The organism is Methylobacterium frigidaeris (assembly GCF_022179185.1).
GTDB lineage: Bacteria > Pseudomonadota > Alphaproteobacteria > Rhizobiales > Beijerinckiaceae > Methylobacterium > Methylobacterium frigidaeris.
This window is the reverse complement of record NZ_BPQJ01000002.1, coordinates 243825-265269: the sequence shown is the minus strand read 5'-3', so window position 1 is coordinate 265269 and position 21445 is coordinate 243825. Positions and strand designations below refer to the sequence as shown.

18 protein-coding genes, 1 pseudogene and 1 riboswitch are annotated in these 21445 nt (G+C 70.7%); of the genes and pseudogenes, 11 read left to right on the top strand and 8 right to left on the bottom strand.

All coding sequences use genetic code 11. From position 1 onward, the window contains the following. Window positions 1-169 precede the first annotated feature (169 nt). The 5 genes from hisS (at window position 170) to MFF64_RS03120 (ending at window position 4656) form a co-directional block, all read left to right on the top strand. Window positions 170-1705, top strand: a complete 1536-nt coding sequence (gene hisS, locus MFF64_RS03140; protein WP_099903787.1) for a histidine--tRNA ligase — start codon at window positions 170-172, stop codon at window positions 1703-1705. 198 nt (window positions 1706-1903) lie between these two features. Then, entirely contained in the window at window positions 1904-3034 is a 1131-nt protein-coding gene (locus tag MFF64_RS03135; RefSeq protein WP_099903785.1) for an ATP phosphoribosyltransferase regulatory subunit, read from the top strand. Then, entirely contained in the window at window positions 3034-4032 is a 999-nt protein-coding gene (gene hisG, locus MFF64_RS03130) for an ATP phosphoribosyltransferase (protein WP_238189535.1), read from the top strand. Before MFF64_RS03135 ends, hisG begins: the two co-directional genes overlap by 1 nt. 113 nt (window positions 4033-4145) lie before the next feature. Continuing rightward, a complete protein-coding gene (locus tag MFF64_RS03125) occupies window positions 4146-4379 on the top strand; it encodes a hypothetical protein (RefSeq protein ID WP_099901257.1) in 234 nt (77 codons plus the stop codon). 118 nt (window positions 4380-4497) lie between these two features. After that, the gene (locus tag MFF64_RS03120; protein WP_309296439.1) at window positions 4498-4656 is read left to right on the top strand and encodes a type II toxin-antitoxin system RelE/ParE family toxin; all 159 of its coding nucleotides are present in this window, start codon (window positions 4498-4500) and stop codon (window positions 4654-4656) included. A 29-nt stretch (window positions 4657-4685) separates the two neighbouring features. On the opposite strand, the gene hemA is transcribed toward MFF64_RS03120, so the two are convergent. Further along, window positions 4686-5957: a 5-aminolevulinate synthase gene (gene hemA, locus MFF64_RS03115; protein WP_238189532.1), complete on the bottom strand. Its 1272-nt coding sequence runs from the start codon at window positions 5955-5957 to the stop codon at window positions 4686-4688. Window positions 5958-6476: 519 nt separating this feature from the next. Between hemA and murA the strand changes: the two genes are divergently transcribed. Then, window positions 6477-7766, top strand: a complete 1290-nt coding sequence (murA, locus tag MFF64_RS03110; RefSeq protein ID WP_099904732.1) for a UDP-N-acetylglucosamine 1-carboxyvinyltransferase — start codon at window positions 6477-6479, stop codon at window positions 7764-7766. 373 nt (window positions 7767-8139) lie between these two features. On the opposite strand, the gene MFF64_RS03105 is transcribed toward murA, so the two are convergent. From MFF64_RS03105 to MFF64_RS03090, 4 genes are all read right to left on the bottom strand, one after another. Beyond that, window positions 8140-9183 carry a PAS domain-containing protein gene (locus MFF64_RS03105; protein WP_099904729.1) on the bottom strand — a complete coding sequence of 348 codons (1044 nt, stop codon included), beginning with the start codon at window positions 9181-9183 and terminating at the stop codon, window positions 8140-8142. 119 nt (window positions 9184-9302) lie between these two features. After that, entirely contained in the window at window positions 9303-12719 is a 3417-nt protein-coding gene (locus MFF64_RS03100) for an acyl-[ACP]--phospholipid O-acyltransferase (RefSeq protein ID WP_238189521.1), read from the bottom strand. A gap of 159 nt (window positions 12720-12878) precedes the next feature. Continuing rightward, the gene (locus tag MFF64_RS03095; RefSeq protein WP_048446971.1) at window positions 12879-13151 is read right to left on the bottom strand and encodes a YiaA/YiaB family inner membrane protein; all 273 of its coding nucleotides are present in this window, start codon (window positions 13149-13151) and stop codon (window positions 12879-12881) included. Window positions 13152-13192: 41 nt separating this feature from the next. Further along, the gene (locus tag MFF64_RS03090) at window positions 13193-13891 is read right to left on the bottom strand and encodes a PspA/IM30 family protein (RefSeq protein WP_099907073.1); all 699 of its coding nucleotides are present in this window, start codon (window positions 13889-13891) and stop codon (window positions 13193-13195) included. 104 nt (window positions 13892-13995) lie between these two features. Between MFF64_RS03090 and MFF64_RS03085 the strand changes: the two genes are divergently transcribed. After that, window positions 13996-14619, top strand: a complete 624-nt coding sequence (locus MFF64_RS03085; RefSeq protein ID WP_099907075.1) for a TetR/AcrR family transcriptional regulator — start codon at window positions 13996-13998, stop codon at window positions 14617-14619. 64 nt (window positions 14620-14683) lie between these two features. On the opposite strand, the gene MFF64_RS03080 is transcribed toward MFF64_RS03085, so the two are convergent. The 3 genes from MFF64_RS03080 to MFF64_RS03070 all read right to left on the bottom strand — a co-directional run bounded on the left by MFF64_RS03080 (window position 14684) and on the right by MFF64_RS03070 (window position 17220). Further along, on the bottom strand, window positions 14684-15163 hold the full coding sequence (locus tag MFF64_RS03080) for a type II toxin-antitoxin system MqsA family antitoxin (RefSeq protein ID WP_238189519.1): 480 nt from the start codon (window positions 15161-15163) through the stop codon (window positions 14684-14686). Window positions 15164-15540: 377 nt separating this feature from the next. Then, window positions 15541-16227: an SDR family oxidoreductase gene (locus MFF64_RS03075; RefSeq protein ID WP_099907077.1), complete on the bottom strand. Its 687-nt coding sequence runs from the start codon at window positions 16225-16227 to the stop codon at window positions 15541-15543. 426 nt (window positions 16228-16653) lie between these two features. Next, the gene (locus MFF64_RS03070; protein WP_099907080.1) at window positions 16654-17220 is read right to left on the bottom strand and encodes a MarR family winged helix-turn-helix transcriptional regulator; all 567 of its coding nucleotides are present in this window, start codon (window positions 17218-17220) and stop codon (window positions 16654-16656) included. A gap of 194 nt (window positions 17221-17414) precedes the next feature. On the opposite strand from MFF64_RS03070, the gene MFF64_RS03065 reads away from it, so the two are divergent. The 4 genes and pseudogenes from MFF64_RS03065 to MFF64_RS03050 form a co-directional block, all read left to right on the top strand. Further along, entirely contained in the window at window positions 17415-18218 is an 804-nt protein-coding gene (locus MFF64_RS03065) for a creatininase family protein (protein ID WP_099907083.1), read from the top strand. Between the two features lie 64 nt (window positions 18219-18282). After that, complete coding sequence (locus MFF64_RS03060) at window positions 18283-19245, top strand: CobW family GTP-binding protein (protein ID WP_099907086.1); 963 nt, start codon at window positions 18283-18285, stop codon at window positions 19243-19245. A gap of 88 nt (window positions 19246-19333) precedes the next feature. After that, a riboswitch (glycine riboswitch) is annotated at window positions 19334-19438 on the top strand. 131 nt (window positions 19439-19569) lie between these two features. After that, the gene (locus MFF64_RS03055) at window positions 19570-20847 is read left to right on the top strand and encodes a D-amino acid dehydrogenase (protein WP_238189517.1); all 1278 of its coding nucleotides are present in this window, start codon (window positions 19570-19572) and stop codon (window positions 20845-20847) included. A gap of 198 nt (window positions 20848-21045) precedes the next feature. Next, window positions 21046-21402, top strand: a pseudogene (locus tag MFF64_RS03050) (flavodoxin family protein); the annotation flags it as partial. Window positions 21403-21445: the final 43 nt, after the last annotated feature.

The following is a 21445-nucleotide window of genomic DNA, read 5'->3' as shown; positions in this document are numbered from 1 at the left end:
CCGGCGGGGGCCACGCGGTAGGCAGCCGCCTCCGATTGGGCTAGAGCCCAGGCCGAGAGGGGCCTTTCCAGGGCCGACGACGCCCCGGAACCCCCGTGCCGAACTTCCGTGCCCGCCTCGCCCGCCCGTCGCGGGAGGCGGCGCCAGCCGATTGCTCCTGCGAGACCCGATGTCCAAGCCCGCGAAGGCCGAGAAGGCCGCCACCCTCAAGCCCCGCCTGCCGCGCGGCCTCGTCGACCGCGGGCCGGCCGAGATCGCCGCCACCCACCGGATGCTGGAGAAGATCCGGGAGAGCTTCGAGCTCTACGGCTTCGAGGCGGTGGAGACCCCGTTCATCGAGTACACCGAGGCGCTGGGAAAATTCCTGCCCGACCTCGACCGGCCGAACGAGGGCGTGTTCTCGTTCCAGGACGACGACGAATCGTGGCTGTCGCTGCGCTACGACCTGACGGCGCCGCTCGCCCGCTACGTCGCCGAGCATTTCGACGCGCTGCCGAAGCCCTATCGCAGCTACCGCGCGGGCTACGTCTTCCGCAACGAGAAGCCGGGCCCGGGCCGCTTCCGCCAGTTCATGCAGTTCGACGCCGACATCGTCGGCGCCCCCACCGTCGCGGCGGATGCCGAGATCTGCATGATGGCCGCCGACACCCTGGAGCGGGTCGGCATCGGCCGCGGCGACTACGTGGTCAAGGTCAACAACCGCAAGGTCCTCGACGGCGTGATGGAGGCGATCGGCCTCGGCGGCGACGACCAGGCCGGGCGGCGCCTCACCGTGCTGCGGGCGATCGACAAGCTCGACCGGCTCGGCCCCGACGGCGTGCGCCTGCTCCTCGGCCCCGGCCGCAAGGACGAGAGCGGCGATTTCACCAAGGGCGCCGGCCTTGCCGACGAGGCGATCGAGCGCATCCTGCGCTACGTCGCGTTCCAGGCGAGCCCTACCGACGGCGGCGACCGCCTCGCCTTCTGGGAGAGCTTCTTCGGCGGCTGGGCCGAGGTGGTCGGCTCGTCCGAGACCGGGCGCCAGGGCATCGCCGAATTGCACGCCATCATGAAGCTGTGCGAGGCGGCGGGCTACGGCCACGACCGGGTGCGGGCCGATCCCAGCGTGGTGCGCGGCCTCGAATACTACACGGGCCCGGTCTTCGAGGCCGAGCTGACCTTCCCGGTCGTCAACGAGGACGGTCAGACCGTGCGCTTCGGCTCGGTGGCGGGCGGCGGGCGCTATGACGGCCTCGTCGGCCGCTTCCGCTCCGAGCCGGTCCCGGCGACCGGGTTCTCGGTCGGCGTCTCGCGCCTGTTCTCCGCCCTCCAGGTCGTCGGCAGCCCGATCGTGTCGGGCAAGAGCGCGCCCGGCCCGGTGGTGGTGCTGGTGCTCGACCGCGAGGAGACCGCCGCCTACCAGGCCCTCGTCGCGGCCCTGCGCCAGGCCGGCATCCGCTCGGAGCTTTATCTCGGTGCCTCCGGCATGAAGGCGCAGATGAAGTACGCCGACCGCCGCGGCGCTCCTTGCGTCGTCATCCAGGGCAGCGACGAGCGGGCGAAGGGCGAGGTCCAGATCAAGGACCTGATCGAGGGCGCGAAGGCCGCCAACGCCATCGCCAGCAACGCCGAGTGGAAGGCGGCCCGGCCGGCCCAGTTCTCCGTGCCGGTGGACGAGATGGTCGCGCGGGTGCGCGAGGTGCTGGGGCGGCATTACGGCGGGTGAGAGCACTCCACGCCGCAACTAGGAGACGATCGGGTCGTGCGCGTTTCTCCTCTCCCCGCCCGTGGGGAGAGGGAGACCCACGCCTCATCCGGCGATGCGAATGAGGGGGCCTCCGCAGAGAGCCGCGCGCGCCTCCCGGTCGCCAAGCCCGCCCGCGGCTGCTACAGGGCCGTCCGAGTTTCACAGGTACTGGCACCAATGACGGGTAACGGAGCCGCAGCCCCCCGGCCGGCGGCGGCGCACGAGGCGCTTCTGGCGCTGTTCGAGGATCGTGGCTACGCGCGGGTCGAGCCGCCGGTGCTGCAGCCGGTGGAGCCCTTCCTCGAACTGTCCGGCGAGGACATCCGCCGGCGCATCTTCATCACCCAGGACGGCGCCGGGGCGGAGCTGTGCCTGCGGCCCGAATACACGATTCCGGTCGGGCGCCACCACCGCGCCGTCGCCGACGGGCAGGCCGCCGATTACAGCTATCTCGGGCCGGTCTTCCGTCTGCGGGCGGCGGAGCCCGACGAGTTCCACCAGGCCGGCATCGAGTCGATCGGCCGGACCGACGTGCCGGCGGCCGACGCCGAGATCCTCGGCCTCGCCCTCGACGGGCTCGACCGCCTCGGGCGCCGCGACCTCCAGGTGCGCCTCGGCGACATGGGGCTGATCACCGCGCTCCTCGATGCGCTCAACGTCCAGCCGGCGGCCAAGCGCCGGACGCTGCGGGCAGTGGCCGCCGGCCGCTCCCTCGACGAGATCGCGGCGCCGGTCGCGGTCGATGCGGCTCATGCGGGCCTGCTCTCCGCCATCCAGGGCCAGGACCCGCAAGGGGTGCGGGCCTTCGTCGAGGACGTGCTCGCCATCGCGGGCATCAGCCGGGTCGGCGGCCGCACCGCCGGCGAGATCGCGGAGCGCTTCCTCGCCAAGGCGGCGGCGCATGCCGAGGGCGGTGCGGGCCTCGGCGCCCGCGCCCGCGAGGTGCTCGACGCCTATCTCGCCCTCACCGGCGACCCCGACGCCGCGGCGCTCGCCGCCCGCGACCTCGCCCGCCGGGCCGGGCTCGACGATCCGCGGCTCGACGCGGCGCTCGCCCTGTTCGAGGAGCGCAACGGCTTCATCGCCGCCCGCGGCCTGCCGCTCGAGCGCTTCATGTTCACCGGCAGCTTCGCCCGCAACCTCGACTATTACACCGGCTTCATCTTCGAGGTCGCGGAGGAGGCAGGGGCCAAGCCCCTGGTCGGCGGCGGGCGCTACGACGGCCTGCTCCAGCATCTCGGCAGCCGGGACGCCCTGCCCGCCGTGGGCTGCTCGTTCTGGCTCGAACGCCTGGAGGGGGTGCGGTGATGAGCGACACGATGACCGCAGGCCCCCTCGACGGCCCTCTGGTTCTGGCGGTGCCCTCGAAGGGCCGCCTGCAGGAGAACGCCGCCGCCTTCTTCGGCCGCGCCGGCCTGACGCTGGCCCAGACCAGCGGCGCCCGCGACTATCGCGGCCGCCTCAAGGGCGTGGACGGGGTCGAGGTGCGCTTCCTCTCGGCCTCCGAGATCGCCGGCCAGCTCGCCAGCGGCGCGGCCCATCTCGGCATCACCGGCGAGGACCTGATCCGCGAGACCCTGCCGGACGCCGCCGGCCAGGTCGAGCTCCTGACGCCCCTCGGCTTCGGCCAAGCCACCGTGGTGGTGGCGGTACCCCAGGCCTGGATCGATGTGCGCTCGATGAGCGACCTCGACGAGGTGGCGAGCGATATGCGGGTGCGCCACGGCCGGCGCCTGCGCATCGCCACCAAATACGTCAACCTGACCCGCCGCTTCTTCTACGAGCACGGCGTCGCCGATTACCGCATCGTCGAGAGCTTAGGGGCCACGGAAGGCGCCCCGGCCTCCGGCAGCGCCGAGATCATCGTCGACATCACCACCACCGGCGCGACGCTCGCCGCCAACGCCCTGAAGATCCTCGACGACGGGGTGATCCTGCGCTCGGAGGCGAACCTCGTCGCCTCGCTGGCCGCTTCCTGGAGCGAGACCCCGCGCCGGGCCGTGCAGGCGGTGCTCGGTCGGATCAGCGCCGAGGAGCGCGCCCGCACCACCCGCGAGGTCCGGGCCGGGATGCCGGCCTCCGGCGAGATCGACCTCGCAGGCCTCGCCGCCCTGCACGAGGCCGAATTGCCCTACGGTGCGCCGGAAGGGCGAGGCGAGATCGTGCTGCGCTGCCCGACCGACGCGGTGTTCGGCCTCGCCGACGCTCTGGTGCAGGCCGGCGCCCAGGCCGTGAGCGTGCGGCGGATCGACTACGCCTTCGCGGCGGAGAACCCGCTGGTGGAGCGGTTGCTGGGGCGGATCTGACGGCGGGACGAGAGCTTCGTGCCTCGGGCAACCGCAGCGCCAGCCGCGGGGCGGTGAGACCTGTGTGCCGTCCGTGTTATGAGAGCGGATGGCACGCAAAGGGGCTCTGAGCGATGACGGAACTGCTTCGGCAAGCTCTGGCGGCGTTGCAGGCAATGCCGCCTGAGGAGCAGGACGATCTCGCGCGGGCGCTGCTCGCCTACACGCATGACGGTGAGCCTGACGACATTGAGCCCGAGCATCTAGATGCCGTGCTCGACGGAATGGCGCAGGCGACGCGAGGCGAATTCGCTGAGGGCGACGCCCATGACATCGTGAAGGCCGCATTCAGCCGTGCACGGCGATGACGCTGCGGCTCACGTCCGGGCCGAGTCGGATCTTGAGCGTATCGCCGACTACCTTTACGCCCACAATCCAGGTGCAGCTTTTCGCGTCGAAGGGTAGAATCAGGCGGCGCTTCGGCTCATTTCGTCTTACCCGGAAATAGGCGAACGCAAGAGAGGCGATGTACGGCGTTTCTCCGTGCCGCGCTGCCCGTACCTCATCTTCTACGGCATCGATTCGGCGCTCGACGAGATCATTGTCTTTACCGTCCGCCACGCTGCCCGCCAAGAGGAGCACTGACGGGAACCGCCAGTGCTCCAGACACAAGCCTACTCCGCCGCCTCCACGAACACCGTCCCGGCCCGCTTCAGGTCGAGCGCGTCCCACACCTCCACCAGCGCCTCGGTCAGCGCCGCGATATGCGCCTCGCCGTGGAACGGGGAAGGGGTGATGCGCAGGCGCTCGGTGCCGCGGGGGACGGTGGGGTAGTTGATCGGCTGGATGTAGATGCCGTGGCGCTCCAGCAGCCGGTCGGCCGCCGCCTTGCACAGCTCGGCGTCGCCCACCATCACCGGCACGATGTGGGTGTCTGTCGGCAGCACCGGCAGGCCGGCATCGAGGAGCGCCGCCTTGGTGCGGGCGGCCTGGCGCTGATGCGCCTCGCGCTCGGCGCCGGATTGCTTCAGGTGGCGGATCGACGCGATGGCGGCGGCGGCGATCGCCGGGGGGAGCGCCGTGGTGAAGATGAAGCCGGGGGCGTGGCTGCGCACCGCGTCGCAGAGCGCCGCCGAGCCGGTGATGTAGCCGCCGACGCAGCCGAAGCCCTTGGCGAGCGTGCCCTCGATCACGTCGACCCGGTGCATGACCCGGTCGCGCTCGGCGATGCCGGCGCCGCGGGGGCCGTAGAGGCCGACCGCATGGACCTCGTCGAGGTAGGTCATGGCGCCGTAGCGCTCGGCGAGGTCGCAGATCCGGCTGATCGGCGCCACGTCGCCGTCCATCGAGTAGACGCTCTCGAAGGCGATCAGCTTCGGCCGGTCGCCGGCCGCGATCAGCAGCTCCTCAAGGTGGGCAAGGTCGTTATGGCGAAAAATCTGCTTGTCGCAGCCGGACTGGCGCACGCCCTCGATCATCGAGTTGTGGTTGAACGCGTCCGACAGGATCAGGCAGTTCGGGATCAGCTTGGCGATCGTCGAGATGCCGGCCTGGTTCGAGACGTAGCCGGAGGTGAAGACGAGGCCCGCCTCCTTGCCGTGCAGGTCGGCGAGCTCGCGCTCGAGGTCGACGAGCGGCGAGTTGTTGCCGGCGATGTTGCGGGTGCCGCCGGCGCCGACGCCGCAGCGCTGCGCGGTCTCGGTGAGCGCGCCCACCACGGCCGGGTGCTGGCCCATGCCGAGATAGTCGTTCGAGCACCACACCGTGATCTCGCGAGTGGCGGCATCCGGCCGGCGCCACAGGGCGGTGGGAAAGCGGCCGTTGATGCGCTCGATATCGGCGAAGACGCGGTAGCGGCGCTCGCCGTGCAGGCGCTCCAGCGCGCCGCGGAAGAGGGCCTGGTAGTCGGTCGCGCTCTGACGGGTCTCGGGCCGGGTCTCGGGCATCGTGGTCCTTCGCGGGGCTGGCCGGACGGTCTCGTCCGGGGCGGGACCGGGCGGGGCTCCGGAACGGAGCCCGTCCGCGCGGCGGGGCGCCGGAGAGATCCGGTCCACCGCTGGTCGCGCCTTGATCTCGCTCAAATGCGACGGCTTTGTCTTTTGAAAAAGTCGAGGGCGAGGCAGGCGTTCTGCCGCCTCCCGCACGGGCACGGAAGCTGGAAATTGGTCATGGCGACGAAGGGTCGCGCGCGATGAGCGGGCAGGGCGAAGGGACGCGGCAGGGAACGCGGGACGAGCGGCTGAAGGCTGCGCTCCGCGAGAATCTGCGCCGCCGCAAGGCGCAGGTGCGGGGTCGCGAGGCGGCCGAGCCGGCGCCGGAACCGCCCGCGGATCGAAAGGCCGGGGATGAGCGTTGACGCTCAAGCGTAGCGGTAGCATCGCTGCGGTGCAATAAGCAGGTTTCTGAATCGAAGGCGCGCCGGTCTGGCGCGCGGGACGCGCCACGGCGCGAGGGACGTTGTCACCATGGATCGCATCCACATCGTCGGCGGCCAGCCGCTTCACGGCATCATCCCGATCTCGGGCGCCAAGAACGCGGCTCTGCCGCTGATGATCGCCAGCCTGCTCACCGGCGAGACGCTGGAACTGTCGAACGTGCCGCGGCTCGCCGATGTCGCCTCGCTGCTGCGCATCCTCGGCAATCACGGCGTCGACCACATGGTGGTGGGCAAGCGCCCGGGCCAGACCACCGAGGCCGGCCAGACGATCCGGCTCACCGCGTCGAACGTCATCGACACCACGGCGCCCTACGACCTGGTCTCGACCATGCGGGCGAGCTTCTGGGTGATCGCGCCGCTGCTCGCCCGCTTCGGCGAGGCGCGGGTGTCGCTGCCGGGCGGCTGCGCCATCGGCACGCGCCCGGTCGACCTGCTGCTGATGGCGCTCGAGACGCTCGGCGCCACGATCGAGATCGACGGCGGCTACGCGGTGGCGCGCACGAAGAACGGCCTGCGCGGCGGCGAGATCACGTTCCCGAAGGTCACGGTCGGCGGCACCCACGTCGCCCTGATGGCGGCGGTGCTGGCGCACGGCACCACGGTGATCGAGAACGCCGCCCGCGAGCCGGAGGTGGTCGACCTCGCCGCCTGCCTCTCCCGGATGGGGGCGCGGATCGAGGGCGCCGGCACGCCCCGCATCGTGATCGAGGGCGTCTCGCGCCTCTCGGGCGCCCGGCACGAGGTGCTGCCCGACCGGATCGAGACCGGCACCTACGCCATGGCGGTGGCGATGACGGGCGGCGACGTGACGCTCGAGAACACCCGGGCCGACCTGCTGCACAGCGCCCTCGACATCCTGGCCACCACCGGCACCGAGGTGACCCCGCTCGACCACGGCATCCGGGTGCGCCGCAACGGCCAGGGCGTCGCGGCGGTCGACGTCACCACCGATCCGTTCCCGGGCTTCCCGACCGACCTCCAGGCCCAGTTCATGGCGCTGATGACCAAGGCCAGGGGCCAGTCGCGCATCCGCGAGACGATCTTCGAGAACCGCTTCATGCACGTGCAGGAACTCGCGCGCCTCGGCGCGAAGATCCGGCTCGAGGGCGACGTCGCGGTGGTCGAGGGCGTCGAGCGCCTGAAAGGGGCCCCCGTGATGGCAACGGACCTGCGCGCCTCGGTCTCCCTGGTGATCGCGGGGCTGGCCGCCGAGGGGGAGACCCAGATCAACCGGGTCTACCACCTCGACCGCGGCTTCGAGGCGCTGGAGGCCAAGCTCGTGCGCTGCGGCGCCGAGATCCGGCGCGAGCGGGTGTGATACCGCCGCGCCTTCGAACGGGCGCGTTCGAAGGTGCAAGGCAAGCCCGAATGGGCGCCGGCGCCGATGCGCCGGTCGCCTTCGCATCGACGCGTCGATGCGAAGGAGCGAGGGTGTGAGACGAGGTCCGGACATTCCTTCCGGATCTCGTCTCGGCAGCCCGCGCGGCGCCTGAGCGAAGCCGGTTTCCGCGTTGCGAAGCAATCAATCGGAAGTCGTTTGGGACGAGGGCCCGGACGGACTCCTTCGGATCTCGCACGACGTTCCGTATGGCGGGTGTGACGCTGTCCGCGAGACGAGGCGCAGGATCTCCCTTCTCCCGCAGGGGAGAGGGGCCTGGGGATCGAAGCCGCGATTGATCGGCCGGGCGACGCTACTTCCGGTACACGGCGATGGCGTTGCCGTCCGTCAGCGTGAAGCCGATCCCGGCCGCCCGCAGGGCCGCCACGGCCGTGCAGCGGGTGCGGGTGGTCAAGCTCTCGTCGTCATCCTCGAGGCGACGGATCGACGAGAGCGACAGGCCGCTGGCGGCGGCGAGATCCTGCATCGACCAGTCGAGCAGGGCGCGGGCGGCGCAGAGGTGCCGTCCGCCGATCCCGCTCTGGAGCCCGCGCTGCATGACCGCATCCATCGGCGCCGCCATCGGGCCTCCGGTGCGCGAGGCCATGGTGGCCCAGGTCAGGATCGTGTTCCGGCCGTCCCGGACCGGCGCGTAGGCGAAGCGGAACCGGCCCTGCCCGCCGTCGGCGAGGAGCAGGAGCTTGTCGGTCACGAAGGGCCGGCCCGCCTGCATCATCGCCCGGACGTGGTCCCGGGTGCGCGCCCGGTCGTCGGGGGCGACCACGAGGGTGCAGTCGTGGCGAAACTCCTCCTGCGTCACGCCGGTGAGGCTGAGCAGTTCCTGCGATCCCATCCGCTGAGCCTGGGCGTAGAGCGAGGCGTGGGTCCAGGATTGCGTCTGCTGGAACAGCGCCCGCCTGCGCCGGCGCTCCTGCGCCTGCACGGCGGCGAGGCGTTCCCGATCGGTCACGTCGAGCACGACACCGGCGGCGGCCCGCGGCCGCCCGTCCGGGTCGTGGTAGACCTCGCCGCGGCAGGACAGGATCCGCAGCGAGCCGTCCGGCCGGATCACCCGGAGCGTCCGATCGCGCAGGATTCCGTCCTGCCTCACCTGCGCGGCCGTCTCGAGGCCGAGTCGATCCTCGGGATGCACTAGGGCCCGGAATGCGGTGTAGCTCGGCTGGTCGATGCCGGGCTCGAGGCCGAGCAGGCGAAACAGGCCGGGCGACCAGACCTGCGCGTCGGTCGCGAAGGTCCAGCCCCAGCTGCCCGTCAGTTCGTGGGCCTCAAGCAGATTCAGGAAATCGCGCGACGAGAAGACAGGATGGTCCGCGGCCCGGGGGATGGACAGAGACATGCGGCGACCCTGAAAGCCTCTCGACACGTGATCTCGATCGGATCAGCACCGGGAACAGATCGGTCACCCACGATGCAGCGTCAATGGCGCCCGGCGGCGTCCGCCGGTGCGGCCAGCAGTCAGGCCGCCTCCGCCGGCCGCGTGCGCTCGGCGGCGAGGCGCGTCACCGCGGCGAAGTCGACCTTGCCGGAGCCGAGCTGGGGCAGCTTGTCGACCGTCACGATCTCGGCCGGCACTGCGAGTTCGCTGAGACCCCGGGCGCGAGCATGGACCTGGAAGGCGTTGCGGGTCGCGTCCTTCTTCTCGGTCACCAGCACCAGGCGCTCGCCCTTGCGGGGATCCGGCACGGCGGCGACCGCGCTGGCCGCGTCCGGGTAGAGCTCCGCGGCGACCGCCTCCACCGCGGCGAGCGAGATCATCTCGCCGCCGACCTTGGCGAAGCGCTTGGCCCGGCCGCGGATCGTGACGAAGCCATCACTGTCGATCGTCACGATGTCGCCGGTGTCGTGCCAGCCCTCACCCGGCGCCTCGAGCACGCCGGGGCGCTCGGCGCGCAGGTATCCCAGCATCACGTTGGGGCCGCGCACGAACAGGCGCCCGCCCTCGCTCACCCCGGGCACCGGCTCCAGCCGCGCCTCCATGCCGGGCATGATCCGCCCGACCGTGCCGAAGCGGTTGAACATCGGCGTGTTGAGGGCGAGCACCGGCGCCGTCTCGGTGACGCCGTAGCCCTCCAGGATCCGCAGGCCGAATTTTTCCGCGTAGGTCTTGCGGGTCGCCGGCTTCACCGGCTCGGCCCCGGCCAGGATGTAGCGCAGCGACCGGAAATCGTAGGCATGGGCGGCGCGGGCATAGCCGGCCAGGAACGTGTCGGTGCCGAACAGGATGGTAGAGTTCGAGCCGTAGACCAGCTCCGGCACGATCCGGTAATGCAGCGGCGACGGGTAGAGGTAGACCGGCACGCCGGAGACCAGGGGCAGCACCAGCCCGACGGTGAGCCCGAAGGAGTGGAACACCGGCAGGACGTTGAACACCTTGTCGGTGCGGCCGAAATCGATCCGCGCCTGGGCCTGGGCGGCGTTGGCCAGCATGTTGCGGTGGGAGAGCACCACGCCCTTCGGCGTGCCCTCGCTGCCCGAGGTGAACAGGATCGCCGCAGGCTCATCCGGGCGGCGGGGATGCAGCGCCTGCCGCCAGCCGATCAGGCCGCGCAGCTTGTCGAGCCGCCCGACGCCCTCGCGGACATCCTCCAGGTAGACGATGGTCAGGCTCTGGCCCAACGCTTCCAGAAGAGTGTCGAGGCGGCCCTTCTGCACGAAGGCCCGGGAGGTGACGATCGTCTCGACCTCCGCCGCCTTGCAGGCGTTGAGGATGTTGGTCGCCCCGGCCGTGAAGTTGATCATCGCCGGCACCCGGCCCGCCGACATCACGCCCAGGACCGTGACGGCGGCGGCGTTGGCGTTCGGCAGCATCACGCCGACGGCCCGTCCTTCCGGCGCCAGGCCCCCGAGCTTGCCGCCCAGCACCCGGGCGCCCATCAGCAGGCGGCGGTAGGAGAGCTTGCCGGAGACCGGATCCTCGACCGCGACGCGGGCCCCGCCCTCGCGCTCGGCGGCATCGACCACCGCCTCGAACACCGTGCGGTCGATCGGCGCGGTGCGGAAGATGAGGTCCGACATCACCCCGTAGAGCGCGGCCCCGGCGGCCTGGCGGCGGGCCTTGCCCTTGAGGCCGGGGTCGACGTCGAGCCGCACCGGCTCCAGCACCGTCACGGTGAATTTCGGCCACCAGCGCCGGCGCACCTGGGCCCGCGACAGACGCGAGAACACGGTCTGCTCCGGACCCTCGATCTTCACCGGCACCACGGGCACGCCGGACTTGTCGGCGATGAGGCCGGCGCCGTCATAGACCTTCATCAGGCTGCCGGTCACGGTGAGGCGTCCCTCGGGGAAGATGATCAGGGTCTCGCCCGCCTTGACGGCGTTGATGAGCGTGCGCGTCGCCATCGGTTTCGTGGGGTCGAGGGGCAGCGCCCGGGTCAGCCACAGGAACGGCTTCACCCACCATTTCTGCGCGATGGTGTGGTCGATGGCGAAAGTCGGGTCGCGCTCGGTCAGGGACAGGGCAAGGCCGGCATCGAGGAAGCTGACGTGGTTGAGCGCGATGATGGCGTTCGGCCCCGCCTTCTCGATGTTCTCGAGCCCGCGCACCTCGAGCCGGTAGAAGGCCCGGAACAGGATCGACAGGAAATCGCGGAAACCGCTGGTCGGCAGGACGGCGAGAATCGCGATGCCGGCGAGCAAGTTGGCGATGCCGACGATCAGGAACTGCCCGGCCGAGGACAGGCCCGCCTTCTGCAGCACCGCGAGGCCGACGGCGCCGAGCACGATGAGGGCGGCGGCGAGCACGTTCGAGGCCGCGATGACGCGGGCGCGGCGCTCCTTCGGCGTCCAGGCCTGGAGCGCGGCGAAGGACGGCACGATGAACAGGCCGGCGGCGGCGGCGAGCAGCACGAAGTCGATCGCGATCCGGGCGCCGCGCCAGGAGCCCAGGAAGTCGAGGGCGCCGATCGCGGAGGGCGGCGGCACGCTGGTGGCGGCGACGTGCGCCAGATCGAGGGAGACGAGGCCCATGGCGAGGGCCGCGATCGGCGTCGGCAGCATCACGATCCGCCCGGCGCAGAGCCAGGAGGCGAGGCCGGAGCCGAGCGCCACGCCGATCGAGAACAGGGCGAGAAGCGCCGTGACCACGGTCTCGTCGCCGCCGAAGGTGCCCTTCACCAGAGCCGGCAACAGGGCGAGCACGACGGCGCCGACGAGCCAGAACCAGCTCGTGATCACGCCGGTGCGCCACAGCCGGGTGTCGTCGTAGAGGTCGCGCATCAGGCTGCCCGTGGAGCGCAGCACGTTGCGGTCGACGGTGAGGTAGGGCGCCGCCTCGCCGGTCTTCGGGATCGCGAGGCTGGCGAGCCAGCACAGGACCGCGAAGCCCATCACCAGGAGCCCGAAGGCGTGGGCGCCGCCATGGGTGACGGCGAGCCCGCCCGCGATGGTGCCGGTGAGGATGGCGAGGAAGGTCGCGGCCTCGATCAGCGCGTTGCCGGCCGGCAGCTCGGCGCGGGCGAGATGGTCGGGCAGGATGCCGTACTTGATCGGCCCGAACAGGGCCGCGACGATCCCGAACAGGATGAGGGCCACGAACAGGATCGGCACCGAGGCGAGCCAGAAGCCGAGCACCGCGACGCCCGCCGCCAGGATCTCCGCCGCCTTGAGGCGCTTCGCGATGAAGGCCTTGTCGTAGCGGTCGGCGAGCTCGCCGCCGAGGCCCGAGAGGAAGAAGAACGGCGCGATGAAGGCCGCGCCGGCCAGCGTCACCAGGGCCGCCGAGCCGCCATCCGCCCCGCCGCCGGCCCCGCCCGCCCCGAACATGATCAGGAACACCAGGGCGTTCTTGAGGAAGTTGTCGTTGAAGGCGGAGAAGAACTGGCACCAGAACAGGGGCGCGAAGCGCCGGCTGGCCATCAGCTTTCCGGACATGGAGGGCGTTCCTCGCTCGGTGACGGGTGGGCGGAGTGGCCGGGCGCCGCCGCGGCAGGAGACGGGGGTGCTTAGCCGGTAAACCCTAACCGGCTTTGTTGCCGCGGTCTCGTGGCGATCCGATGTCGAGGATGGATCGCCCCGGTGGAGGGAAGCGGGCTACTCCTTGCCCATTTCCATCAGCAGGCGCTCGGCCCGGGCATCCTCGATGCGGTTGACGAGGCGCTTGCCCTCGTGGACGTCGCGCACGGTCTTGACCAGGGTGATGCAGGACTGGACCAGCATCGTCACGCCCATCGCGAGGTAGCCCTTGGTCCAGAGATCGAGGGGCAGGAACAGGATGCCGCCCGCCACCATGGTGGCGGCGCCGATGAAGGAGGCGTAGGTGAACGCCACCCAGGCGGAGGTGTGCTGCGGGTTCTGCGGGGTCATGGATGGGGTTTCCTCGAAAGCGTGATGCGGGTGCGATGCGCTCAGGCGGCGCTGGCCTGAACTCGGGCCTTGGCGCGCAGGCGCTCCATCACGCTGCCGGCACTCGGCCGGGTGCGCGGGCCGAATCCGGCCTCCTCCAGGCGCTCGCACAGGGATTCGGGCGCCGCCGCCTCGATGATCGCCAGGGCCTCGTCGGAGGCGGCCTCCGCGGCCTGCGCCTCGCGCAGGCGCCGCAGGGTGGCCTGCGCCTCGGCGAGCGCCGCCGGGCTCCCCAAGCCCTGCCCGCGCCGGGCCCGCAGGCGGCGCACCGCCTCCGCCGCCCGGGCGATGCGCTGGCCGCGCTCCAGCTCGGCGAATTGCCGGGTGCCCCTGCGCACGGCCCGGCGCAGGGCCGCGACTTCCGCCCGGTAGGCCGCGCGGGTCGCCTCGAGGGCCTGCGCCTCCTCCTCCATCTCGGCCAGCGCCTCGGCGGCCTCTTCCGCGAGGTCCTCGCGCCCGCCGGCGAGCGCCGCGACGGCGCTGGTCTCCAGATCGGCGATCCGGGCGGCGAGCGCGGCCTGCTTCTTCGCGTCGGCCGCCTCCTGCGCGATGGCTTGCGCGAGCGTCCGGCGGCTGTCGTCGAGGGCGGCGGCCGCGTCGCGCAGCTGCTGCTCCAGGATCAGGAAGGCATGCTGGTCGTGAAGATCCTCGGCGGCCCTGGCGGCGGCGCCCCGGACGAGGGTGGAGAGGAGGTTGAGCATCGTCGGCTCCGATTGCGTGAACGTTGTTCACGATCGCATCCTTCCACAGCTTTGAACGTTGTTCAAGCACAAATATGAACGCTGTTCAGCGAGAGGCCGGACGCATGCGGAACGAGGAGCGACGGGAGCGGCTGAAGGCGGCCCTGCTCGATGCCGCCGAGCGCACCATCGCCGAGAGCGGCCTCCCGGCCCTGAAGGCCCGCGACCTCGCCAAGGATGTCGGCTGCGCGCTCGGGGCGATCTACACGGTGTTTCCCGACCTCGACGCGCTGATCCTGGCGGTGAACCTGCGCACGCTCGCCCTGTTCGACCGGGCGATCACCGCGGTGCGCATCGCGCCGGAGCCGGAGGGGGCGGCGACACCAGCCGAGAGGGACGCGGCGGTGGAGACCCTGGTGCGGCTGGCCGTGGCCTACCTGCACTTCGCCGCGGCGAATCCGGCGCGCTGGCGTGCCCTGTTCCAGCACCGGGTCACGCACGCGCTGCCCGACTGGTACCTCGTCGAGCAGGTGCGCCTGTTCCGCTACATCGAGGCGCCGTTGCGGGTGCTGCGGCCGGATCTTGGCGAGCGCGAGCGGGCCCTGCTCGCCCGTTCGCTGTTCTCCGCCACCCACGGCCTCGTCAGCCTCGGCCTCGACGAGAAGCTGATGGTGCTGAGCGAGCCGGTCCTGCGCGGGCAGATCGAGATCGTGGTGGGGGCGCTTGGAAGGGGATTGGCGGAGGGATGACGAGCGTCACCCGTGCGGCGAAGGCCCGCTCGGCGACGAGCGGACAACCGATCCACGTATGCCTCTAATCCCCGAGTGAGGACGATCCGCCGCTTGCCAGCATGTCGGCTTCCAGCCGGTGGATCTCCTCGGGATGACGCTCCATGACGCGCAGAAGATTCGTCATGGCTCTGCTCGGCGTGACCTCGCCGCTCTCGTGTTTCTGGAACGAACGAGGCCCGCCACCCAGGACCTCGCTGGCCTTCACTTGCGAAAGGCCGAGCTTCTTGCGAACGCGAGCGACCTCGCTCGGCGTCGCGAGACCGTCAACCTCGGCCTTGAGTGCCATCAGCGCGCGATCTGAGATCTTGAGGTCTCCGCGCGAATGAATGCTTTCCCCACTGATGTCGCAGTACCAGCCAGGCAACGCAACGTCTTGCTTGCGACCTTTGTAGGAGATCACGAAGGAACGTGTATCGCGCACCATCGGCTCGCCGGTAACAGGGCAGATGGGTGCTTCACCTATCGTTCTTCTCCTGGGCGACATCAGCAAGAATTCCGTCATAGTATCGGCTCTAAATTTTTACATACAACGTGCCTATCTCGGACGGCACGTGATCAACGTCCTGCCACTTGCACGGATTGTGATGCGAAGTAGCCGATTCGTCGAAATGCCGTCATTGCATGGTCTGGATGGTTTCGATCATATCGGTTGCGCCGAAGCCGATCTCTGCCGCAGTCCGGGTGGCCGATCCCGCTACGCGGAAGCGGCTGCTCTCAGCCCAGGCTCGGAAGCTGCCGAGGTCATAAGTTGGCTTCCGCTTCTCTGACATGCGCCATGGTACACCATGATGGTGCGTCGGCCGGCCCGTTCCAGTCAGGTCACCAGCCAGGTCATGACGGGCAGCCGGTGCAGTATGGGCGCATGCGTGGCAGAGAATCCTACCACGCCACCGTCTCCCCCCGATAATCCAGGTACACGCAGCCCCGCTGTCCGAGCCGCCCCTCCACCACCTCCGCCATCCCCTCGGCGCTGGTGGCCACGTCGATGTCGCCCTCCGGCCCGCCCATGTCGGTGCGTACCCAGCCCGGATGCATCAGCACCGTGCCGAAGGGCGCGTCGCGGTGGCGGGCGGAGAAGCTGCGGGCCAGCGTGTTGAGGGCGGCCTTGCTTGCCCGGTAGCTCTCCATGCTGCCGCCCTCGTTGAGCGAGACGCTGCCGAGGATCGAGCTCATCAGGACCATCAGGCCGCCGGGGGCGATCCGGTCGGCGAAGGCCTCGGCGAAGCGGATCGGGCTCACCGCGTTGGTCTCGTAGACCTTGAGCGCCGTCGCCCGGTCGCCCTGCGGCAGCGGCACCTGGGCGCCGTCGGCGATGCCCGCCACCACGAACACCACGTCGAAGCTCGTCCCCGCGAGGTCGTCGCGCAGGCGCGCCACGCCCGCGTCGTCGTCGATGTCGACGCGCCGGATCTCGGGCGCGACGGGGCTCAGGGCGGCGAGCGCCGGTGCCTCGCCCCGGACGGTGGCGGTGACCGCCCAGCCGCGGGCGAGGAAGGCCCGCGTGAGCCCGAGCCCCAGCCCCCGCGAGGCCCCGACGATCAGTGCGCTGCGGTCCTGCTTGGCCATGACGGAATCCTCCGCTGTCGGTCTTTGGCGCAACAGATGGAGGGCTCGCGCGGCCGCGGCAAGCGGCCGGACCCGAGCGCCTGCTCGGCCTGAACCCCGTGCTGGGCGATCACTCCGATGATGAGGCGCGCCGGCGCCGGCAGCGCGACCGCCACAGCCGCGACATGGCTCCGGAGCGGCGTGCGCGGAAGCCGGGCGGTCCCGCCTCGCTTGCCGTGCAATGTTCGTGATCGGGCACTTTTCTACACCGGCTCAACAAGCCTGCGCCCGTCGCAAGCCAATCGTCTGTACGGCGTGAGATTGAAAAACGATGTCCCTGGCAAGCCGATAACCGTCACGCGACGCCCGGTCTTCCAGGATGGGCCGTGCGGCGTTCGAGTTCATCCATCCGGTGGTCCGAGATAGGCGATGCGTCGATCCCGCGCGTCAATCCATGTCCCGGCCGGACTCCCCGCCGTCGAGATCGTCTTCCGCCTCGGCGTCGGACTCGTGCGCCTCGAGTCCGGCGGCCTCGGCGAGGTTGCGGGCGGCGCGGCGCAGGAGCTTGCGCAGGCGCCGGCGCTCCTTGTTGTCGAAGCCCTCCAGCATCTCGGCCTCGACCTCGTCCCAGATGCCCTCGATCGCCGCGGCCTTGGCGAGGCCCGCCTCGGTCAGACGCACCCGGACGATGCGGCCATCCCCGGCTTCCGTCCGTCGCTCGACCACCCCCATGGCAGCAAGCCGCGTGATGGTCTTCGAGGCGGTGGGCGGGCGCACCCGCAGGGTGGCGGCGAGGTCGCCCATGGTCATGGTGCCTGCTGCCGCCAGCGCCTGCACCACCTGCTCCTGGCCGGCGAAGAGATCGAGGTCCGCCAAGCGGTCGCCGATGCGGCCGCGATGGAGGCGGGCGGCCTGCATCAGGGCCCAGCCGACGCTCTTGGCGCCGGGGGGCCGGAGGCGCTTGGCCGTCCGGCGCGGCGCGTCCACGGCCAAAGCCTGCTCGCCCGCTGCCATGGCTCCCGCCCCTGTTCTCGAGACAAATCCTGCCGCGCGTGCCTTGTGAGCGCAAGGGCAGCGGGCGGGGCGCCGGTTGGCGCCCTCACGGCGCACATGCCAGCCCGCCTGTGACGGCTGGATGACGCCGGCCCGGTTTCGGCCCGCCCGCCCGCGGCTTATGCTGGTGCAACCATCGGACGAGGAGTGATCGCATGCCGGCCCGGCCCTGGGGCGACCTGACCACCGAGGAGTGCCGCGGGGGCGCGCTTCACGCCACCGTCGCGGTGCTGCCGGTCGCGGCCGTGGAGCAGCACGGGCCGCACCTGCCGCTCTCGACCGACGTCGTCATCGCCGAGGGCTACCTGGCGCGGGTCGCCGACCTCGTCCCCGACGACCTCGACGTGCGGGTGCTGCCGGTGCAGCCCATCGGCCTGTCCCCCGAGCACGCGGATTTTCCCGGTACCCTGACGCTGACGCCCGAGACGGCTCTGCGGGCCTGGACCGAGATCGGCGACGGGGTCGTGCGGGCGGGCTGCCGCCGGCTCGTCATCGTCTCCTCCCATGGCGGCAACAGCGCGCTCATGGACCTCGTGGCCTTGGGGTTGCGGGGCCGGCACGGGATGGTGGCGGTCACCACCGCCTGGAGCCGCTTCGGTACCCCGCCGGGCCTGTTTCCGGAGGAGGAGGTTCGCCACGGCATCCATGGCGGCGGGATCGAGACCGCCCTGTTGCTGGCGCTCCGGCCCGACCTGGTGCGGCGCGAGGCGATCCGCGACTTCGTGCCGGCGAGCCGAGCGATGGAGCGCACCTACACCCACCTGCGCGCCGGCCGCCCGGCCGCCTTCGCCTGGCACGCGCAGGACCTCAACCCGGCCGGCGCCATCGGTGACGCCGGCCTCGGTACGGCGGAAGCAGGCCGCGCCCTCCTCGACCACGGTGCCCGCGCCTTCGTCGACTTGCTGCGCGACGTCACCCGCTTCGGCCTCCCAGGGCCGGCCTCGCGCGGCGCAGAGTGACACACTATATCACTCGTCGCGGCGCCCCCCGGCGCCCATCTCATTCGCGAACAGACGGCCCCGCATGTCCGACAAGATCCCCGTCACGGTGCTCACCGGCTATCTCGGCGCCGGCAAGACCACGCTCCTCAACCGCATCCTCACCGAGCCGCACGGCAAGCGCTACGCCGTGATCGTCAACGAGTTCGGCGAGATCGGCATCGACAACGACCTCGTCGTCGGCGCCGACGAGGAAGTGTTCGAGATGAACAACGGCTGCATCTGCTGCACCGTGCGCGGCGACCTGATCCGCATCATGGACGGGCTGATGAAGCGCAAGGGCAAGTTCGACGCGATCATCGTCGAGACCACCGGCCTCGCCGACCCGGCGCCGGTCGCCCAGACCTTCTTCGTCGATCAGGATGTCGGCGAGGCCGCCACCCTCGACGCGGTGGTGACCGTGGCCGACGCCAAGTGGCTCTCCGAGCGCCTGAAGGACGCCCCCGAGGCCAAGAACCAGGTCGCCTTCGCGGACGTGATCCTGCTCAACAAGTCCGACCTCGTCGACGAGGCCGGCCTTGATTCCGTCGAGCGCCAGATCCGCGCCATCAATCCGTCGGCCGAGATCCACCGCACGCAGCACTGCGCCGTGCCGCTCGAGACCGTGCTCGACCGCAAGGCCTTCGACCTCGCCCGCATCATCGAGGTCGAGCCGGAATTCCTCGAAGAAGGACATCATCACCACCATTCCGACGAGATCCAGTCGGTCTCGGCCCGGCTCCCCGGCGCGGTCGATCCCAACAAGTTCATGCCGTGGATCTCCGACCTGACCCAGGTCCAGGGACCGGACATCCTGCGCTGCAAGGGCATTGTCAGCTTCCCCGACGAGCCGCGCCGCTTCGTCTTCCAGGGCGTGCACATGATCCTCGACGGCGACCTGCAGGACGAGTGGAAACCGGGCGATCCGCGGGAATCCCGCGTCGTGTTCATCGGCCGCCACCTCGATCCGGAGCAGATCCGCAAGGGCTTCGAGGCCTGCCGCGCCTGAGCGGGGGAGGGCGATTCCGCTCGCGCGGGAGCGACCGATCTTTGCGCTTTTGCGCCGCGGACGGCCGTGCTACAGGCTCGGCCGTCCGTTGACGATCGCGGGAGAGACCGGCTCCGAGCCGGCACCGAAGGGGAAAAGCGTGTCAGCCGTGCTGCGCGCCGAAGCTCTCAGGTAGAAGGACCGCGACCGAGAGGGCACTCTGGAGAGGGCGCGTGACGCCCGCCGATGGAGCAAGCCGGGTGCGAACCCGGCGAATCTCTCAGGCCACCCGAACAGAGTTCCAACCCTGCAACCCGCCCTGAACCGGCGGGAAGGATGGAACGCGTGTCGGGACAGAAAACCTCCTTCGATCTCATCGTGCTCGGCGCCGGCGTCGTCGGCACCGCCACCGCCTACTGGGCCGCCAAGGCGGGCCTGTCGGTCTGCGTGATCGACCGCCAGGGTGGGGCCGGGCTCGAGACCAGCTACGCCAATGGCGGCCAGATCTCGGTGAGCCACGCCGAGCCCTGGGCCAATCCGAGCGCGCCGCTCAAGGTGATGAAGTGGCTGTTCGACGCGCGTGCGCCGCTGCTCTTCACCCCGCGCCTCGACCGGCACCAATGGTCGTGGATCGCTGGCTTCCTGCGCAACTGCACCCCGGAGCGGGCGCGCCGCAACACGGTCGAGATCGTGCGGCTCGGCGCCTATAGCCGCGCCAAGCTGCAGGAGATCCGCGCCGCCGAGAACCTGACTTACGCCGAGAAGACCCTCGGCATCCTGCATTTCTACCGCGATACCAAGGAGTTCGAGGCGGCCAAGCCCGTCGCCGAGCTGATGCGCCAGCACGGCTGCGAGCGCCGGGTGGTCTCCCGCGACGAGGTGCTGGCGATCGAGCCGGCCTTCGCCAGTTCCATCGACGACATCGTCGGCGCCACCTACACGGCGGAGGACGAGAGCGGCGACGCCCGCGCCTTCACCCAGGCGCTCGCCGCCCGCACCGCCGCGATGGGCGCGACCTTCCTGTACGGCTCGGAGGCGACCCGGCTGCTGCTCTCCCCGTCGGGCGACCGGATCACCGGCGTCGAGGCGATGGTGGCGGGTGGGCACCAGCGGCTCACCGCCCCGAACGTGGTGGTGTCGCTCGGCTCGTGGTCGGCGCCGTTCCTGCGCCGCTACGGCGTCAACCTCGCGATCTACCCGGCCAAGGGCTACTCGGTCTCGATCCCGATCGAGGGCCATAACGGCGCGCCGCAGGTCAGCCTCACCGACGACGAGTACAAGCTGGTCTATTCCAACCTCGGCACCCACCTGCGCGTCGCCGGCACCGCCGAGCTCTCAGGGTATACCCGCCACCTCGACGCGGCGCGGGTCGCGGCGATCCTGGAGAATGCCCGGCGCACCTTCCCGAATGCCGGCAACTTCTCCGCCGCTACCGCCTGGAGCGGCCTGCGCCCGACCACGCCCTCGAACGTGCCCTATCTCGGCCGCACCCAGATCCGGGGCTTGGTGCTCAATACCGGCCACGGCACCCTCGGCTGGACGATGGCGGCGGGGTCCGGCCGCATCGCCGCCGACCTGGTGACCGAGCGCGAGACCGAGATCCCGGCGCCGCTGGCGGCGTGATCGGCAAGTTCTCGATCGGCAAGTTCTCGATCGGCGAGTCTCCATTCGCAAGTCCCCGTTCGGCAGGCCCCCGGTGCGGTGCATCGGGGGCCGAGGCCCTGGGCTGAAGCCAAATCGGCTCGGCTGTCGAAGGGGGCCGATATCACACTCCGCCAAGCTGAGTGGTCATGCCTTCCGGATGCATCCGAGCACGAGGGTATGATGCACATCATCGAAGAACGCGGCCACCATGGCGCGCGGACGGAAGACGGTATCCGCGTCGCGATCGTCTATCATAGCGGCTATGGACACACCGCACGGCAGGCCCGGGCGGTGGCGGAGGGAGTGCGGGCCGCCGGCTCCAGCCCTTTGCTCCTTCCTGTCGAGGAAGCGCAGCAGCGCTGGGATGATCTCCACGCCGCGCATGCGATCATTTTCGGCGCGCCGACCTACATGGGCTCGGCCTCGGCATCGTTCAAAGCCTTCCAGGAGGCGACCTCAAAAGTCATGATGGCTGGAGGCTATCTCTGGAAGGACAAGATCGCCGCCGGGTTCACCAATTCCGGGGCGCGGGCCGGCGACAAACTGTCGACGCTCCTGCAGATGGTTCTGTTCGCTG